Source organism: Streptomyces spinoverrucosus, assembly GCF_015712165.1.
Classification (GTDB): domain Bacteria; phylum Actinomycetota; class Actinomycetes; order Streptomycetales; family Streptomycetaceae; genus Streptomyces; species Streptomyces spinoverrucosus_A.
Genome location: NZ_JADPZX010000001.1, coordinates 4,779,339 through 4,794,531, shown reverse-complemented (window position 1 = coordinate 4,794,531; position 15,193 = coordinate 4,779,339). Strand labels below are relative to the sequence as shown.

General features: G+C 73.1%; 10 protein-coding genes and 1 pseudogene. 7 read left to right on the top strand and 4 right to left on the bottom strand.

The features are described 5' to 3' along the window. Positions 1–76 precede the first annotated feature (76 nt). The 3 genes from I2W78_RS21780 to I2W78_RS21775 all read left to right on the top strand — a co-directional run bounded on the left by I2W78_RS21780 (position 77) and on the right by I2W78_RS21775 (position 3,287). Positions 77–2,647: a helicase C-terminal domain-containing protein gene (locus I2W78_RS21780; RefSeq protein WP_196461946.1), complete on the top strand. Its 2,571-nt coding sequence runs from the start codon at positions 77–79 to the stop codon at positions 2,645–2,647. A gap of 195 nt (positions 2,648–2,842) precedes the next feature. Next, positions 2,843–2,971, top strand: coding sequence for a hypothetical protein (locus tag I2W78_RS41185; RefSeq protein WP_269066572.1), 129 nt, complete (start codon positions 2,843–2,845; stop codon positions 2,969–2,971). Between the two features lie 85 nt (positions 2,972–3,056). Next, positions 3,057–3,287 (top strand): hypothetical protein, encoded by a 231-nt coding sequence (locus I2W78_RS21775; protein ID WP_196461945.1) that lies wholly within the window; start codon positions 3,057–3,059, stop codon positions 3,285–3,287. Here I2W78_RS21775 and istB read toward each other — a convergent pair. Beyond that, the gene (gene istB, locus I2W78_RS21770; RefSeq protein ID WP_196461944.1) at positions 3,265–4,500 is read right to left on the bottom strand and encodes an IS21-like element helper ATPase IstB; all 1,236 of its coding nucleotides are present in this window, start codon (positions 4,498–4,500) and stop codon (positions 3,265–3,267) included. The genes I2W78_RS21775 and istB overlap by 23 nt on opposite strands. 156 nt (positions 4,501–4,656) lie before the next feature. Here istB and I2W78_RS21765 point away from each other — a divergent pair, with 156 nt between their 5' ends. Continuing rightward, positions 4,657–6,300 carry a DNA repair helicase XPB gene (locus tag I2W78_RS21765; protein ID WP_196461943.1) on the top strand — a complete coding sequence of 548 codons (1,644 nt, stop codon included), beginning with the start codon at positions 4,657–4,659 and terminating at the stop codon, positions 6,298–6,300. Positions 6,301–6,590: 290 nt separating this feature from the next. On the opposite strand, the pseudogene I2W78_RS21760 reads toward I2W78_RS21765, so the two are convergent. Together I2W78_RS21760 and I2W78_RS21755 are read right to left on the bottom strand one after the other, a co-directional pair. Continuing rightward, positions 6,591–7,307, bottom strand: a pseudogene (locus I2W78_RS21760) (glycosyltransferase 87 family protein); the annotation flags it as partial. A gap of 110 nt (positions 7,308–7,417) precedes the next feature. Further along, entirely contained in the window at positions 7,418–7,600 is a 183-nt protein-coding gene (locus I2W78_RS21755) for a hypothetical protein (protein ID WP_196461942.1), read from the bottom strand. Positions 7,601–7,868: 268 nt separating this feature from the next. Between I2W78_RS21755 and I2W78_RS21750 the strand changes: the two genes are divergently transcribed. From I2W78_RS21750 to I2W78_RS21740, 3 genes are all read left to right on the top strand, one after another. After that, entirely contained in the window at positions 7,869–9,908 is a 2,040-nt protein-coding gene (locus I2W78_RS21750) for a HelD family protein (RefSeq protein WP_196461941.1), read from the top strand. A gap of 144 nt (positions 9,909–10,052) precedes the next feature. Continuing rightward, complete coding sequence (locus I2W78_RS21745) at positions 10,053–10,424, top strand: hypothetical protein (protein WP_230885541.1); 372 nt, start codon at positions 10,053–10,055, stop codon at positions 10,422–10,424. Then, entirely contained in the window at positions 10,421–14,263 is a 3,843-nt protein-coding gene (locus I2W78_RS21740; protein ID WP_196461939.1) for a WD40 repeat domain-containing protein, read from the top strand. Before I2W78_RS21745 ends, I2W78_RS21740 begins: the two co-directional genes overlap by 4 nt. Positions 14,264–14,277: 14 nt before the next feature. Here the strand turns inward: I2W78_RS21740 and I2W78_RS21735 are convergent, their stop codons facing one another. Continuing rightward, a complete protein-coding gene (locus I2W78_RS21735) occupies positions 14,278–14,970 on the bottom strand; it encodes a copper homeostasis protein CutC (protein ID WP_196461938.1) in 693 nt (230 codons plus the stop codon). Between the last annotated feature and the right edge of the window lie 223 nt (positions 14,971–15,193).

Genomic DNA, 15,193 nt, shown 5'->3' with positions numbered 1-15,193 from the left:
CTGGGAAACGTCTCGTTCGCCTCGGCGCCCGGTGACCACACACGTCCCGGCACCCCGACCCGCTACCGTTGGCCGGATGAGCACCGAGGAGAAGCCGGCGGCCCCGCGGTCCCTCGCGGAGGCGCTTCGCGGGCGGGACGACGCCTCGCTGGCCGCGCTCCTGCGCAGCCGGCCCGATCTCATCACGCCCGTCCCCACCGACCTCACCCAGCTCGCCACCCGCGCCGGCACCCGTGCCTCGGTGGTCCGCGCCCTGGAGCGGCTGGACCGCTTCGCGCTGCAGACGGCCGAGGCGCTGGCCGTGGCGGCCGATCCGGCGACGTACGAGGAACTGCTCGGGCTCATGGCCGGTGACGACGGCGACCCCGTCGTCGCCGCCGCCCTGCCCCGCGGCCTCGGCACCCTGCGCGAGCAGGCCCTCGTCTGGGGCGCCGACGAGCGGCTGCGCCTGGTGCGCACCGCCCGTGAGCTCCTCGCCCCGACCCCGCAGCATCCGTCCCCGACCGGCCTGGGACCGAGCGTCCAGGAGGCGACGGCGGGCATGTCGCCGGGCCGGATCCAGGAGCTCGTCACGGCCGTCGGGCTGCCCTCCACGCACGACTCCGTCTCCGCGACGGCCGCGCTCACCGCCCTGTTCACCGACCGCAAGCGGATGTCCGCGCTGCTCGACGAGGCCCCGGCCGAGTCGGTGGAGGTGCTGGAGCGGCTGGTATGGGGGCCGCCGTACGGGCAGGTCACCGCCGATCCGGCGCCGAGGCTGCGCTGGCTGCTGGACCGCGGCCTGCTGTTGCCGACGGCGCCCGGCACGGTCGTACTCCCCCGCGAGGTGGCCCTCCACCTGCGCGGCGGCCGCGCGCACCGCACGACCGAACCGGCGCCGCCGCCCGTGGAGGCGGCGGCCACGCACCGTCCACAGGTTGTGGACGCCACTGCGGCCGGGCAGGCGTACACCGCGCTGGCGACCGTCGAGGAGTTGCTGAAGGACTGGGACGAGGGCGGTCCGGCGGTGCTGCGGGCGGGTGGGCTGAGCGTCCGCGACCTGAAGCGGACCGCCGTGGCGCTCGACGTGTCCGAGCCGGTCGCCGCCTTCTGGGTGGAGCTGGCCTACGCGGCGGGCCTGGTCGCCTCCGACGGGGAGGCCGACGAGCGGTACGCGGCGACCCCGGCCTACGACGAGTGGCTGGAGCAGCCCGCCGCCCAGCGCTGGACCCTGCTGGCTCAGGCATGGCTGGCGGCGACCCGAACGGCGGGGCTGGTGGGCGGCCGGGACGCGAAGGACCGCGCGCTGGCCGCGCTGGGTCCGGGGCTCGACCGGTCGGCCGCTCCGGAGGTACGGCACCGGGTGCTGAGCCTGCTGGCGCAGTTGCCGGAGGGGGCGGCTCCCGCGGGTGAGTCGGTGCTGGCGCGGCTGCGGTGGGAGCGGCCGCTGCGGCGCGACCCACAGCGGGACGCCCCCCAACGGGACCCGGAACGGGACACCGCCCCTGACGCCGATCTGCGGGTCCGGCTCGCCCAGTGGGCGCTCTCCGAGGCCGAGTTGCTCGGGGTGACGGGACGCGGGGCGCTCTCGGCGCACGGGCGGGCGCTACTGGGCGCGCACGCTCCGGCGCACGCGCCCGCCGACGAGCCCGAGGGCCCCGGCGACAAGCTCCCCGTGCACCACCGCCCCACCCCGCCCCTGGAGCCCCTCACCCCCGCCGAGCAGTCCGTCGCCTCCGCCACGGCCGCCCGGCTGCTCGCCCCGCTGCTGCCCGAGCCGCTGGACCACGTCCTGCTCCAGGCCGATCTGACGGCGGTGGCGCCGGGCCCGTTGCAGCGGCACCTCGCGGACATGCTGGACGTGCTCGCCGACGTGGAGTCCAAGGGCGGCGCGACCGTCTACCGCTTCACGCCGGCCTCCGTACGCCGCGCCCTGGACGCCGGCCGCACCGCCTCCGACCTGCACGCCTTCCTCACCGAGCACTCCCGTACGCCGGTTCCGCAGCCGCTGGCGTACCTGATCGACGACGTGGCCCGCCGGCACGGGCACCTCCGCGTGGGCGTGGCCTCGGCGTATGTGCGCTGCGACGACGACGCGCTGCTGAACGAGATCCTCGCCGACAAGCGGTCCGCCGGACTGCGGCTGCGTCGCCTCGCGCCGACCGTGCTGGCCGCGCAGGCCGACCCGGCGACCCTGCTGGAGGGGCTGCGCGGGCTGGGCTTCGCGCCCGCCGCCGAGTCCCCCGAGGGCGACGTGCTGATCACGCGGGCGCTCGCCCACCGCACGCCGCCGCGCACCCCTCCCGAGCCGGTGCCGGAGGGCCCGCCCGCGCCCGACACCACGCTGCTCGCGGCCGCGATCCGCGCGATCCGGGCGGGCGACCTGGCCTCGACGGCGCCCCGGAAGTCCCCCACGCCGACCGCCACCGGCGGCGGCCTGCCGCGCACCAGCTCCGCCGAGACCCTCGCCACCATGCAGGCCGCCGTCCTGACCGGCCAGTCCCTGTGGATCGGGTACGTCAACGCCGAGGGCGCCGCCAGTCAGCGGGTGATCGCGCCGGTGCGGGTGGAGGGCGGCTTCGTGACGGCGTACGACCACACCGCGGACGAGGTCCGCACGTATCCGCTGCACCGGATCACAGGGGTGGCGGAGCTGGCGGAGGACTAGGGCCCTGTCCTGGCGTCACCCGTTCGGGCGTACGCCGGGATTCATGCGCGCCACGCCGGACACTTCCCACCCATGAGGGAGCTTGTGGCATATCCCGCATCGCCGCGCGGAGGGCCGGGCAGCCACCGGATGTCCTGATCAAGCCCGAGCAGCCCCCAGGGGACTCGGGCGAGCACATCCGAAAGGAAATCCCCCATGCGAGCTGCCCGTCGTGTCGCCGCCGTGCTGACCGCCACCGCCGTGATGCTCGGCGCCCTCACCACCCAGGCCGCCGCCATCGCCATCGACGTCGCCGGCCTGGTCCTGGAGACGCCGGCGATCTGACCCGCCCCGCGTTCCCATCGGGCCGGTCCCAGCGTCCCGGGTCCGGCCCGCCCCGACGAAACCCCCGAAAGGCCCTTACGTCCCCATGCGCTCCAAGCTCCCCCTGCGCGTCCACTCCGCCGTCGCCGTCTCCGCCGCGGCGGTGGTGACCGCCGCCGCCCTCGTCGCCGCGCTCGCGCCCGAGGCCTCGGCGGCACCGGCCGCGCCGCTGCCGCTCCCGATCGCGGGGGCCGCAGGCGAGCCCCTCGTCAACGTCGACGGCCACATCTTCGCCCAGCCGCTGGTCAACAACCTCACCCTGCCCAATCTGAAGTAGGGCGGCGCATCCGGTAGCTGTCCCCTTCCAGGCGGACGATCTCGGCGTGGTGGGCCAGCCGGTCCACCATCGCCGGGGCGGCGGGGCCGCCGAACACCTCGTCCCACCGCTCCAGTGGGCGGTCCCCGGTCACGATCAGCGAGCCGCGCTCGTAGCGGTGCGCGACCAGCCGGAAGAAGAGCTGCGAGGTGTCGGCGTCGAAGGGCAGGTAGCCGACCTCGTCGACGATCAGCAGCGGGTAGGTGTCGAGGCGGCGCAGCTCCTCGCCGAGCCGGCCGTCGGCCTGCGCCTTCGCCAGCCGCGCCGCCCAGTCGCCCGCGGTCGCGAACAGCACCCGGTGACCGGCCTGGCAGGCGCGCACCCCGAGCCCGATGGCGAGGTGCGTCTTGCCGGTGCCGGGCGGCCCCACGAACACGACGTTGCGGCGGGCGACGACGAAGTCCAGCTTGCCGAGCCGTGCCACGGCCTCCCGGTCGAAGGACCGCAGGTGCTCGGCGTCGAAGTCCTCCATCAGCTTGCGGTCGGGGAACCCGGCGGCCCGCAGCCGCGCCTCGGCGCTCGGCGCCTCCTCCCGCTGGGCGGGGATCACGGCCTTCTCGGGCGGACCGTCCTCGGCGGCGTGCTGCGGGGACTGGTGGGACTCGTGGGACTGGTGGGACGACTGATGAGCCCGCTCGGCCTGTGCCGCCATCGGCCCCGACATGTACGCCAGGATCGCCGCCGACAGGATGAACGCCATGTGGATCACCGTGCCCCACAGCAGGGAGTGCCGGGGCGTGTGGTGCACATCCACGAACATCTGCAGCAGATGGACGGACGAGATGCCGACGATGGCGGTGGCCAGCTTCACCTTCAGCACGTTGGAGTTCACGTGCGAGAGCCATTCCGGCTGGTCACGGTGGCCCTGGAGGCCGATGCGGGAGACGAAGGTCTCGTAGCCGCCGACGATCACCATGATCAGCAGATTGGCGATCATGACGACGTCGACGAGTTTGAGCACGGCGAGCATGACGTAGGTCTCTGTCGCCTGCCCGGTGACACACCTGAGGATTAACGCCCACAGCTCGTTGAAGAACTTGTAGACGTACACCCCCTGGGCTGCCACGAGGCCGAAGTACAGCGGCGCCTGCAGCCAGCGCGTGGCGAACAGCGCGTATCCGAGGGTGGTGGTCGGCGGGGACGGGGCACGAGTGATGGCCTGCACGCTCTGCATTGTTCGCACCCGCCGCCGTCCAGGTGAAACCACACCACCCGGGCGGATGAATACACATCCTGTACGACGGGACGGATATCGCCTTCCGCCCGGGCCCTCGTCGAGAAACGATCAGGCACACTGGACGTTTGGCCCGCGCGGAAGGAATGTACGTACGTGAACGGTCCACTCATCGTCCAGTCCGACAAGACCCTGCTCCTGGAAGTCGACCACGAGCGTGCCGACGACTGCCGTCGGGCGATCGCGCCGTTCGCGGAGCTGGAGCGGGCGCCGGAGCACATTCACACCTACCGGGTGACGCCGCTCGGGCTGTGGAACGCGCGCGCCGCGGGGCATGACGCGGAGCAGGTGGTGGACGCGCTGGTGCAGTACAGCCGCTACCCCGTGCCGCACGCGCTGCTCGTGGACATCGCCGACACGATGGACCGGTACGGGCGGCTGACGCTGAGCAAGCATCCCGCGCACGGGCTGGTGCTGACGACCACCGACCGTCCGGTGCTGGAGGAGGTGCTGCGGTCGAAGCGGATCGCGCCGCTCGTCGGCGCCCGGATCGACCCGGACACCGTCGCGGTGCATCCGTCCGAGCGCGGGCAGATCAAGCAGGTGCTGCTGAAGCTGGGCTGGCCGGCCGAGGACCTCGCCGGGTACGTCGACGGCGAGGCGCACCCGATCGAGCTGAACGAGGACGGCTGGGCGCTCAGGCCGTACCAGAAGCAGGCCGTGGAGAACTTCTGGCACGGCGGGAGCGGCGTCGTGGTCCTGCCCTGTGGTGCCGGTAAGACGCTGGTCGGTGCCGGGTCCATGGCGCAGGCGAAGTCCACGACGCTGATCCTCGTCACCAACACCGTCTCCGCCCGGCAGTGGAAGCACGAGCTGGTGAAGCGGACCTCGCTGACCGAGGACGAGATCGGTGAGTACAGCGGGACGAGGAAGGAGATCCGTCCGGTCACCATCGCGACCTACCAGGTGCTGACGACGAAGCGGAAGGGTGTCTATCCGCATCTGGAGCTGTTCGACTCCCGGGACTGGGGGCTCATCGTCTACGACGAGGTTCATCTGCTGCCCGCGCCGGTCTTCAAGTTCACGGCGGATCTCCAGGCGCGGCGGCGGCTGGGTCTGACGGCGACACTGGTGCGGGAGGACGGGCGTGAGTCGGACGTCTTCTCGCTCATCGGACCCAAGCGGTTCGACGCGCCGTGGAAGGAGATCGAGGCACAGGGGTACATCGCGCCCGCCGACTGTGTGGAGGTCCGGGTCAATCTGACGGACGCGGAGCGGCTGGCGTACGCGACGGCCGAGCAGGAGGAGAAGTACCGCTTCTGCTCCACGACCGACACCAAGCGGAAGGTGACGGAGGCGATCGTCCGGCGGTTCGCCGGGCAGCAGATCCTCGTCATCGGGCAGTACATCGACCAGCTCGACGAGCTGGGGGAGCATCTCGACGCGCCGGTGATCAAGGGCGAGACGTCCAACGCCCAGCGCGAGAAGCTCTTCGACGCCTTCCGGGAGGGCCAGATCAGCGTCCTCGTGGTCTCCAAGGTCGCCAACTTCTCCATCGACCTGCCGGAGGCGACCGTCGCCATCCAGGTGTCCGGGACCTTCGGGTCGCGGCAGGAGGAGGCCCAGCGCCTCGGACGGGTGCTGCGGCCGAAGGCCGACGGCCACCAGGCCCACTTCTACTCGGTCGTCGCCCGCGACACGATCGACCAGGACTTCGCGGCCCACCGCCAGCGGTTCCTGGCCGAGCAGGGGTACGCGTACCGGATCGTGGACGCGGACGAGCTGCTGGCCGGGAGCTGACGTCTCAGCGCCGCCGAGGTGAACGCCGCCAGGCCCAGCAGGGGGTAGGGCGAGGCCAGCGGCTGCTGCCACCAGGGGAGTTGGAGGTCGAGGTCGCCCTGGTGGGGGACGAGCCACATGGTGCGGGCCGTGAAGAGGAACGTCACGGCGAGCGCCAGGTGGGTACGGCCGTCCTCCAGGAGTACCGCGATGAGGGGGACGCACCAGATCCAGTGGTGGGACCAGCTGATCGGCGAGATCAGCAGCGCGGTGACGGCCGTCAGCAGCAGGGCGTGGCGGTCGTCCGGCGTGCGGTGGATCAGCCACAGGGCGGTGGCCGCGATCAGGGCGGCGGGCACCACCCAGGCGAGGCCCGGCGCCTGGTCGCCCAGGGTGCGGGCGACCAGCCCCTGGAGCGACTGGTTGTCGACGATCCAGGGCTTGCCCACCCGGTCGGTCTCGTACAGGCGGCGCAGCCAGAAGTCCGCGCTGGCGGCGGGGAGGGCCAGCGCGCCGAGGGCGACGGTCACCGCGAAGGCGGTCGTCGCGGTGGCGGCCTGCCGGTAGCGGCCGCGCAGGAGCAGATACGCGATGAAGACGGCCGGCGTGAGCTTGATGCCGGCCGCGATGCCGATGGCCACGCCCTTGCCCGGGGCGCCGGGCGGGCGGGTGAGGTCCCACAGGACCAGGCAGGCGAGGGCGAGGTTGATCTGGCCGTAGAGGAGCGTCTGGAAGACCGGCTCCAGCCACAGGGCGAGGGCGGTGGCGGCGCAGAGGGCGGGGAGGCTCAGGGGGCGGCCGGCGAGTCGGGCGGAGAGGTGGACCAGGCAGGCGGTGAGCAGGGTGTTGGCCGCGAGGAAACCGGCCTTCAGGGCCGCTACGGGGATCCAGGCGGCGGGGGTGAAGAGGAGCGCGGCGAAGGGAGGATAGGTGGCGGGGAGCCGCCATCTGGTGACGGTGAAGCCGTAGAGGTCATGGCCGTGCAGGACGGCCGCGCCCTCGGCCCGGTACACCAGGGCGTCGGCCATGGGTGGGCGTTGTACGACGCACAGGGCGGCGAAGGCCGCGACGGAGACGGCGAGGAGTGTGGCGGAAGCTGCCGAGCGTTGTCGTCTCGTCACGCCGTGACACTAGACGCTCACTTGCGGCGGACGCCCGCCTCCTCGCCGTACTCGCCGAGGACGATCACATCGAACGCGGCGCCCGCGAACACCCTCACGGCACGCAGGGCTTCGCCGAGGCGGTGACGGTGGCTGCCGGTGAGGGATGTGGCGCCGGGGTGGGCCGGGGCGGGGGCCGGGTGGAAGGTCGCTGCACTCATGTGTCCATGGTGGGTTTCGCACCGTGAAGGGGCATCGGTCTCGGGGCCGAACCTGCGTAGCCCTTGGGTAGCCCTGAAGAGGGAGCCGTGGCCCTGAGGGAGGAGGGCTCGTCCCCTAGGGGCCGTACGGGGAGAAAAACTCGTTGGTCCGTCCTCTGCCGCTCACCTAGAATCTCCGCTCTTGCCCGCCTCCCTCGGGGAGTGCCGCCGCCCGGACGGAAACCGGGGGCATCCCTCACCGCACCCGTAGCTCTCCGGAGGCACCGCCTTGGCCACGCCCGCCGACGATCCGCTCGCCCATGAGCGTTCCCACCTCGCCGCGTCCCGTTCCGCGCTGCGGGCGATGCGGGAGGACGTCGAGTCGCTCGACATCAGCGACGTCACCGCGAACTGGGTCAACGCCCAGATCCTGGAACGCCAGATCGACGAGCGCATCAAGGCCCTCGCCGACCTCAGCGACACCCCGCTGTTCTTCGGCCGCCTCGACTATCTGCGCGCGCCCGGCGTCGAGCAGGCCGAGGGCGCACACGGTGAACGCTTCTACATCGGGCGCCGGCATGTGCACGACGCGGACGGCGACCCGATGGTCATCGACTGGCGTGCGCCGGTCTCGCAGCCTTTCTACCGGGCGTCCAAGAAGGACCCGATGGACATCGCGCTGCGCCGCCGTTTCGGTTACCTCGGCGGGGAGTTGACAGCGTACGAGGACGAGCACCTCTCCGACCCGGCCGAGGCGGCGCGGACCAGCAAGCTGCTCCAGCAGGAGATCGAGCGCCCGCGTGTGGGCCCGATGCGGGACATCGTCGCCACGATCCAGCCGGAGCAGGACGAGATCGTGCGCAGCGGGCTGGGCGGCACGGTGTGCGTGCAGGGCGGTCCCGGCACCGGGAAGACCGCGGTCGGCCTGCACCGCGTGGCGTACCTCCTCTACGCCCACCGCGAGCGGCTGGCCCGCACCGGCACCCTCGTGATCGGCCCGAACCGCTCCTTCCTGCACTACATCGAGCAAGTGCTCCCGGCGCTGGGCGAGTTGACGGTACGACAGGCGACGGTCGACGACCTGGTGGCGCATGTGGAGGTGCGGGGCACGGACGACGCGGCGGCCGCCCTCGTCAAGGGGGACGCGAGGATGGCGGAGGTCGTCCGCCGGGCGCTGTACGCGCACGTGACCATGCCCACGGAGCCGGTGGTCGTGGTGCGGGGGTCGCGTCGGTGGCGGGTGCCGGCGTACGAAGTCGAGGAGATCGTGCGGGAGTTGCTGGACCGGGGCATCCGGTACGGCGCCGCCCGCGAGGCCCTGCCGCAGCGGATCGCGCATGCCGTGCTGGTGCAGATGGAACGGTCGGGTGAGGCGCCGGACGACCGGGTGCAGGACGCGGTGGCCCGCAATAGTGCCGTGAAGGCGGCGGTCAAGGCGATCTGGCCGGCCGTCGATCCGGCGAAGCTGGTGCTGCGGCTGCTGACCGACGCGGACTTTCTCGCCGTACACGCGGAGGGCGTACTGGGCGAGGACGAGCAGAAGACGGTCCTGTGGGCGAGACCGGCGCGGTCGGTGAAGTCGGCGAAGTGGTCGGCGGCGGACGCGGTGCTGATCGACGAGGCGAGGGACCTGATCGACCGCACGCCGTCGCTCGGCCATGTCGTCCTCGACGAGGCGCAGGACCTGTCGCCCATGCAGTACCGAGCGGTCGGCCGCCGCTGCACGACCGGCTCCGCGACGGTCCTCGGCGACCTGGCGCAGGGCACCACGCCCTGGGCGACGGGCAGTTGGCAGGAGGCCCTGGCCCACCTGGGCAAGGGCGACGCGCTGATCGAGGAGCTGACGGCGGGTTTCCGCGTCCCGACGGACGTCATCACGTACGCCTCCCGGCTGCTGCCGCACATCGCGCCGGGCCTGACGCCGGTGGCGTCGGTGCGTGAGAATCCCGGTGCGTTCGAGGTCCGGCAGGTGGCGGGCGACGCGGACGTGGTGGCCGCCTGCGCCGAATCGCTCGCGAACGAGGGCTCGGTGGGCCTGATCGCGGCGGACGCCCGCGTCCCGGCGCTCGCGGAGGCGCTCACGGCAGCCGGGATCGGCTACTTGGCCCCCGGCGAGGAGACGTCGTACGAAACCCGTCTGACCCTGGTCCCGGCCTCACTGGCCAAGGGTCTGGAGTACGACTACGTGGTCCTGGACGAACCCCGGGCCGTGGTCGACGGCGAGCCGGACGAAGGGACCGGCCTGCGGCGTCTGTACGTGGTGCTGACCCGAGCCGTGTCCGGGCTGATCGTCACCCACATGGCGCCGCTGCCGCAGCAACTCACCTGAGGGCGCTTCCTTCAGGATTCAACGAATTGCGACAGACTACCCCAAAAGCCACCCACTGAGTACGTTGGTTACAGGGCACGACCAGCGAGGTTGAGGACGATGGACGAACTCGCGTCGTCGGCAGCCACGGCCTTGGTGGGGGCCATGACCACCGACGCATGGCAACAGGTACGGGCGGTCCTCGTCGGCTGGTGGCGGCACGTACGTCCCCGCCAGGCGAACCGGGTGGAAGCGGCCCTGGCCGAGTCCCGGGAACGCGCGCTGACCGCCCGTCTGACGAACGACGAGACCGAGGAATCCCGGCTGGTGGCGGCCTGGGGGTCCCGGCTGACCGCACTGCTGCGGGACGACCCCGCGCTGAGCGGCGAGCTGCGGCGGCTGGTCGACGAGGAGATCGCCCCGCTGCTGCGCCGCGAGGCCGGCCCCCGCACCGGATCGCACGAGTTCCGGGCCGAGGCGTCCGGACACGGCCGGGTCTACCAGGCCGGGCGTGACCAGATCATCCACGAGTCATGAGCCCCGCCGGCGGACCGGACTCGCGCGGCGAGACCGTCCGGTGGCAGGCGCACGCCTCGGACCGGGCCAGGATCTACCAGGCGCACCGGGATCTGTACGTCTCGGAGCGTGACCTGCACCTGCACTACGAGGACGGCGTGCGCACGGCCCGTCGCGTGCTCACCTCGGCCCGGTCCCAGGAGTGCCCGTATCCCGGGCTGGCCGCCTTCAGCGCGGAACAGGCGCAGTGGTTCTTCGGCAGGGACGCGCTGGTGGCCAAGCTGCTGGTCCGGCTGGACGCCTGCCTCGCGATGGGCGGGGCGCTGGTCGTCGTCGCACCCTCCGGGGCCGGGAAGTCCTCGCTGCTCAGAGCGGGGCTCGTGCCGGAGATCGCCCGAGGCGCCCTGCCGGGCTCGGCGTCCTGGCCCCGGCTGTGGCTGACCCCGACCGCCCGCCCGATGGCGGCCCTCGGCTCCTGCCTGTCGGAGGTGGTGCGCGCGGGGCCGGGAGCGTCGGGTGATGGGGCGGACGGGCCTGATGGGCCGGATGGGCCGGTGTGGGCGCCAGCCGTCCTGCGGCGCGCGCTCGCCGCGGGCGGCAGGGGACGTCGTCTGGTGCTGGTCGTGGACCAGTTGGAGGAGCTGTTCACGCTCTGCGCGGACGAGCGGGCCCGACGGGACTTCCTCGACGCGGTGCTGCGCCTGGCGGAGCCGGGCCCCGGCGGCGAACCGAGCGTCGGCCTGGTCGTCCTCGGTCTGCGCTCGGACTTCTACACGCACTGCGCGGCCCACCCGGGGCTTCTCGAAGCGGTGGAGCGCAACCAGGTGATCGTGGGCCCGCTGTCCCGGTCCGGGGTGCGGGAGGCGATCCTCCACCCGGCCCGCGCGGTCGGGCTGGACGTGGAACCGGGCCTCGTGCAGGTCCTGTTGCGCGACCTCGGCGCACGGGAACCGGACGTGGCACACCCCGGCAGGGACGAAACCGACGCCTACGAGATCGGCCGGCTGCCGCTGCTCGCCCACGCGCTGCGCGCCACCTGGCTGTGCCGGTCGGGCCACGTCCTCACCGTGGACGGCTACGAGTCCACCGGCGGCATCGCGCACAGCGTGACGGCAGAGGCGGACCGCTGCTTCGAGCGGCTGGATGCACGGGCGCGGCGGACGGCGCAGTCCGTGTTCCTGCGCCTGGTGAAGTTCGGCGACGGCACCCAGGACACGCGACGCCCGGTGCGGTACGCCGAACTGCTGGACCACTGCGGGCGCTCCCGTGAAACGGCCGAGGTGGTGGAGACGTTCACCCGGGGACGGCTGCTGACCCGAGAGCGGGACACGGTCACCATCACCCACGAGGTGCTGCTGCGCGCCTGGCCGCGCCTGCGCGAGTGGATCGAGGCGCACCGCGTCCAGTACATGGCCCGCCAGCGGCTGGAGGACGCGGCCACCGCGTGGCAGGAGGCCGGTCGCGACCCGGGGCTGCTGTACCGGGGCCAGCGGCTGGAAGAGGTCTGCGGCACGGCCGGCGACGGCGGGGCGGGGGAGCCGGATCCGGTCGTGGCCGCGTTCGTGGCCGCCTCGCTCCGGCAGCGGCGCCGCGCGCGCCGGATCCGTCAGGGCGTCATCGCGGGACTGACGGCGCTGGCCGTCCTCGCCGCGGTCTCCGCCGCGCTCGCCTTCCACCAGCGCGACACCGCCCAGCAGGAACGGAACGCGGCGATCCTCGGCGAGATCAGGGCGCAGGCCGACCTGGTGCGGGCGAGCGACACGTCGTTGGCCGCCCAGCTGGATCTGGTCGCGCACCGGATGTCCCCGGCCGCGTCGACGCAGACCCGGCTGCTCAGTGCCCAGAACGTGCCGCTGGCCTCCGTGCTGACCGGTCATACGGGCCGGGTGAACGCCGTGGACTTCAGCCCGGACGGACGCCTGCTGGCCAGCACGGGCGACGACGGCACGATCCGGTTGTGGCAGACCGGGCGTGCGGGTGGCCCCGTACCGCTGGGTGATCCGCTGCGCGGCCCCCGGGGCCCGATACGGGCGCTCGCCTTCAGCCCTCGGGGACAGGTGCTGGCCGTCGCCGGCGACGACGGCACGGTACGCCTGTGGGACGTCCGCGACCCGCGTCGCCCGAAGGGCCTGGGCTCCGCCGGCGGTGCGGGCAGCGGGGCGCTGAAGACGCTCGCCTTCAGCCCGGACGGGCGGGCCCTCGCAGTGGCGGGCGGCGACGGCCACGTCCACCTGTGGGAGGTCACCGACCCCGCGCGCCCGCGCGCCCTCTCCAAGCCGCTGCCCGCCTCCACGGACGAGGTGAACGGCGTGGCCTTCAGTCCGGACGGCAAGCTGCTGGCGAGCGGCGGCAGCGATGCGTCGGTGCGGTTGTGGGAGGTGACGGACCGACGGAAGCCGACGCCGGTCGGGCGGACGCCCGACATCGCGTTCCGGGCCGGTCTCCCGGGCTACGCGCAGGCCGTCGCGTTCAGCCCGGACAGCCGCACGCTGGCCGCGGCGGGCAGCGACCAGACCGCCCACCTGTGGGACGTGAAGAACCCCGCCAAGCCGGTCCCGCGCGCCGCCCGGGAGAGCAACAACGTCGTCAACACCGTCGCCTTCTCCCGTACCGGCCCCCTCATGGCCTACGGCGGGGACGACCACACGATCCGGCTCGAGAACGTGACCGATCCGGGCAACGTCCAGACCTTCACCCAGCCCCTGAACGGCCACTCCGGCCCTGTGCGGGCACTGGCCTTCGACCCGAAGGGCACCATGCTGGCCAGTGCCGGCGCCGACCACACCGTGCGGCTGTGGACGATCCCGCGCACGATCCTGAGCGGACACACCAGTTACGTCGACACCGTCGACGTCAGCCCCGACGGCCGGTTGCTCGCCTCGGGCTCCGAGGACAACACCGTCCGGCTCTGGGACGTCCGCGACCCGGCCGCCGCGCGCCCGGTCAGCTCGTCGATCCGGGGCGCCACACCGTACGTCAACGCCGTCGCCTTCAGCCCTGATCGCAGGAGTCTGGCCGTCGCGGCCGGCACGGACGTCCGGCTGTGGGACGTCACCGAACCGGCCACGCCCCGACCGCTCGGCAAGCCGCTGCGCAACTCGCGGGGGAACTTCACGGACGTCCGGTTCACCCCGGACGGGCGCACCCTGGCAGGGAGCAACGGGGACGGCACCATCGCCCTGTGGAACGTGTCCGATCCGTCCCGGCCCGCGCCCCTGGGACGACCGTTGAAGGCCGCCGCGGGCGAGGTGTGGCGTGTGGCCGTCAGCCCGGACGGCCACACGCTCGCCGCCGTGGCCCAGGACGGCGCCGTCCGCCTGTGGGACATCGCCCGGCCCGAGCGCCCGGCTCCGCTGGGCGAACCCCTGCAGGCCAGTGGCGGCCGAGCCATCGGGGTCGTCTTCAGCCCGGACGGCCGGACCCTCGCCACCTCCGGCAACGACGCCGCGATCCGCTTGTGGAACCTCGCCGACCGCACCCGCCCCACGCCTGCGGGCCGCCCGCTGACCGGCCACAAGGACACCGTCTACACCCTGGCCTTCAGCCCGGACGGGCGCACGCTGGTCAGCGGCAGCTTCGACACGACGGTGCGGCTGTGGGACGTCGACGAGCGGGGCCGCGCACGGGCGCACGGTCTGCCGCTGACCGGCGTCACCAATTACGTCAACGACGCCACGTTCTCCCCTGACGGCCGCTTCCTCTTCATCGGCACCGGCGAGGCCACCGTGCACATCCTGCCGCTGTCCGTCCGCACCGCCGTCGACCACGTGTGCCGGGCGACCGGGAACCTTCTGACCCCCGAGCTCTGGGACACGTACATCCCGCAACTGGACTACGACCCGCCGTGCGACCGGCGTTGACAGGCACCGCCTGCTCAGGGGCCGTCGAGTGCGCGGCGCCACTCCCCGACGGCCGCCGCCGACACCGGGCCCGCCCAGCCCCCGGGACGGGCCGCGCCGCCGATGTGGAAGCCGTCGATTCCGGCGGCCCGCAGCACCGGCACGTGGTCGAGTCGCAGCCCTCCGCCCACGAGAACCCGCTGCTCGTACCCCGGCTCCGCGCCCCGCGCCGCCTCCGCGAGCAGCGTGGGAAGCCCGTCGTCGACGCCGGTCGCGGAACCGGCCGTCAAATACGTGTCCAACCCCGGCATCCCGTCGAGCTGCTTCCGCAAGGCGTCCCGGTCCGCCGCCCGGTCGATCGCCCGGTGGAACGTCCACCGGCACCCGTCCAGCACGCCGACCACCCGCTCCACGGCGTCCAGGTCCACCCCGCCGTCGGCATCGAGGAACCCGAGCACGAACTCCTCGGCCCCGGCCTCCCGCATCCGCCCCGCCACCTCGACGAGCCGCCTGACGTCCCCCGCCGCGAACCCGTCCGCCAGCCGCAGCATCACGCGCAGCGGAATGTCGACGGCGGCCCGGATCGCGGCGACGGTCTCGGCGGACGGCGTCAGCCCGTCCGCCGCCATGTCGGTGACCAGTTCGAGGCGATCCGCGCCTCCGGCCTGGGCGGCGACCGCGTCCTCGGCGTCGAGGGCGATCACCTCCAGGACTGCACGCGTGCTCATGGCACCCCTTTCCTTGGGCACTCCCCGAATGGGCATTCCCCGAAGCGGCTACAGGTCTAGTCCAATATCAGGGTACGCCCGCGGGAATCGAGCCCGCGAGACGGCGTCCACCGGCAGGGACGCCGACACCGGCACGGACGCACAGCACCGGCACGGACGCCAGCACCGGCACAGGCACTCGCACAGGCACAGGCACTCGCACCGGCACCGGCACAGGCACTCG

Excerpts from the sequence above, each read along its gene's own strand:
- I2W78_RS21780 (WP_196461946.1), top strand. The coding sequence starts at position 77 with ATGAGCACCGAGGAGAAGCCGGCGGCCCCGCGGTCCCTCGCGGAGGCG.
- I2W78_RS41185 (WP_269066572.1), top strand. The coding sequence starts at position 2,843 with ATGCGAGCTGCCCGTCGTGTCGCCGCCGTGCTGACCGCCACCGCCGTG.
- I2W78_RS21775 (WP_196461945.1), top strand. The coding sequence starts at position 3,057 with ATGCGCTCCAAGCTCCCCCTGCGCGTCCACTCCGCCGTCGCCGTCTCC.
- istB (WP_196461944.1), bottom strand. The coding sequence starts at position 4,500 with ATGCAGAGCGTGCAGGCCATCACTCGTGCCCCGTCCCCGCCGACCACC.
- I2W78_RS21755 (WP_196461942.1), bottom strand. The coding sequence starts at position 7,600 with ATGAGTGCAGCGACCTTCCACCCGGCCCCCGCCCCGGCCCACCCCGGC.
- I2W78_RS21745 (WP_230885541.1), top strand. The coding sequence starts at position 10,053 with ATGACCACCGACGCATGGCAACAGGTACGGGCGGTCCTCGTCGGCTGG.
- I2W78_RS21740 (WP_196461939.1), top strand. The coding sequence starts at position 10,421 with ATGAGCCCCGCCGGCGGACCGGACTCGCGCGGCGAGACCGTCCGGTGG.
- I2W78_RS21735 (WP_196461938.1), bottom strand. The coding sequence starts at position 14,970 with ATGAGCACGCGTGCAGTCCTGGAGGTGATCGCCCTCGACGCCGAGGAC.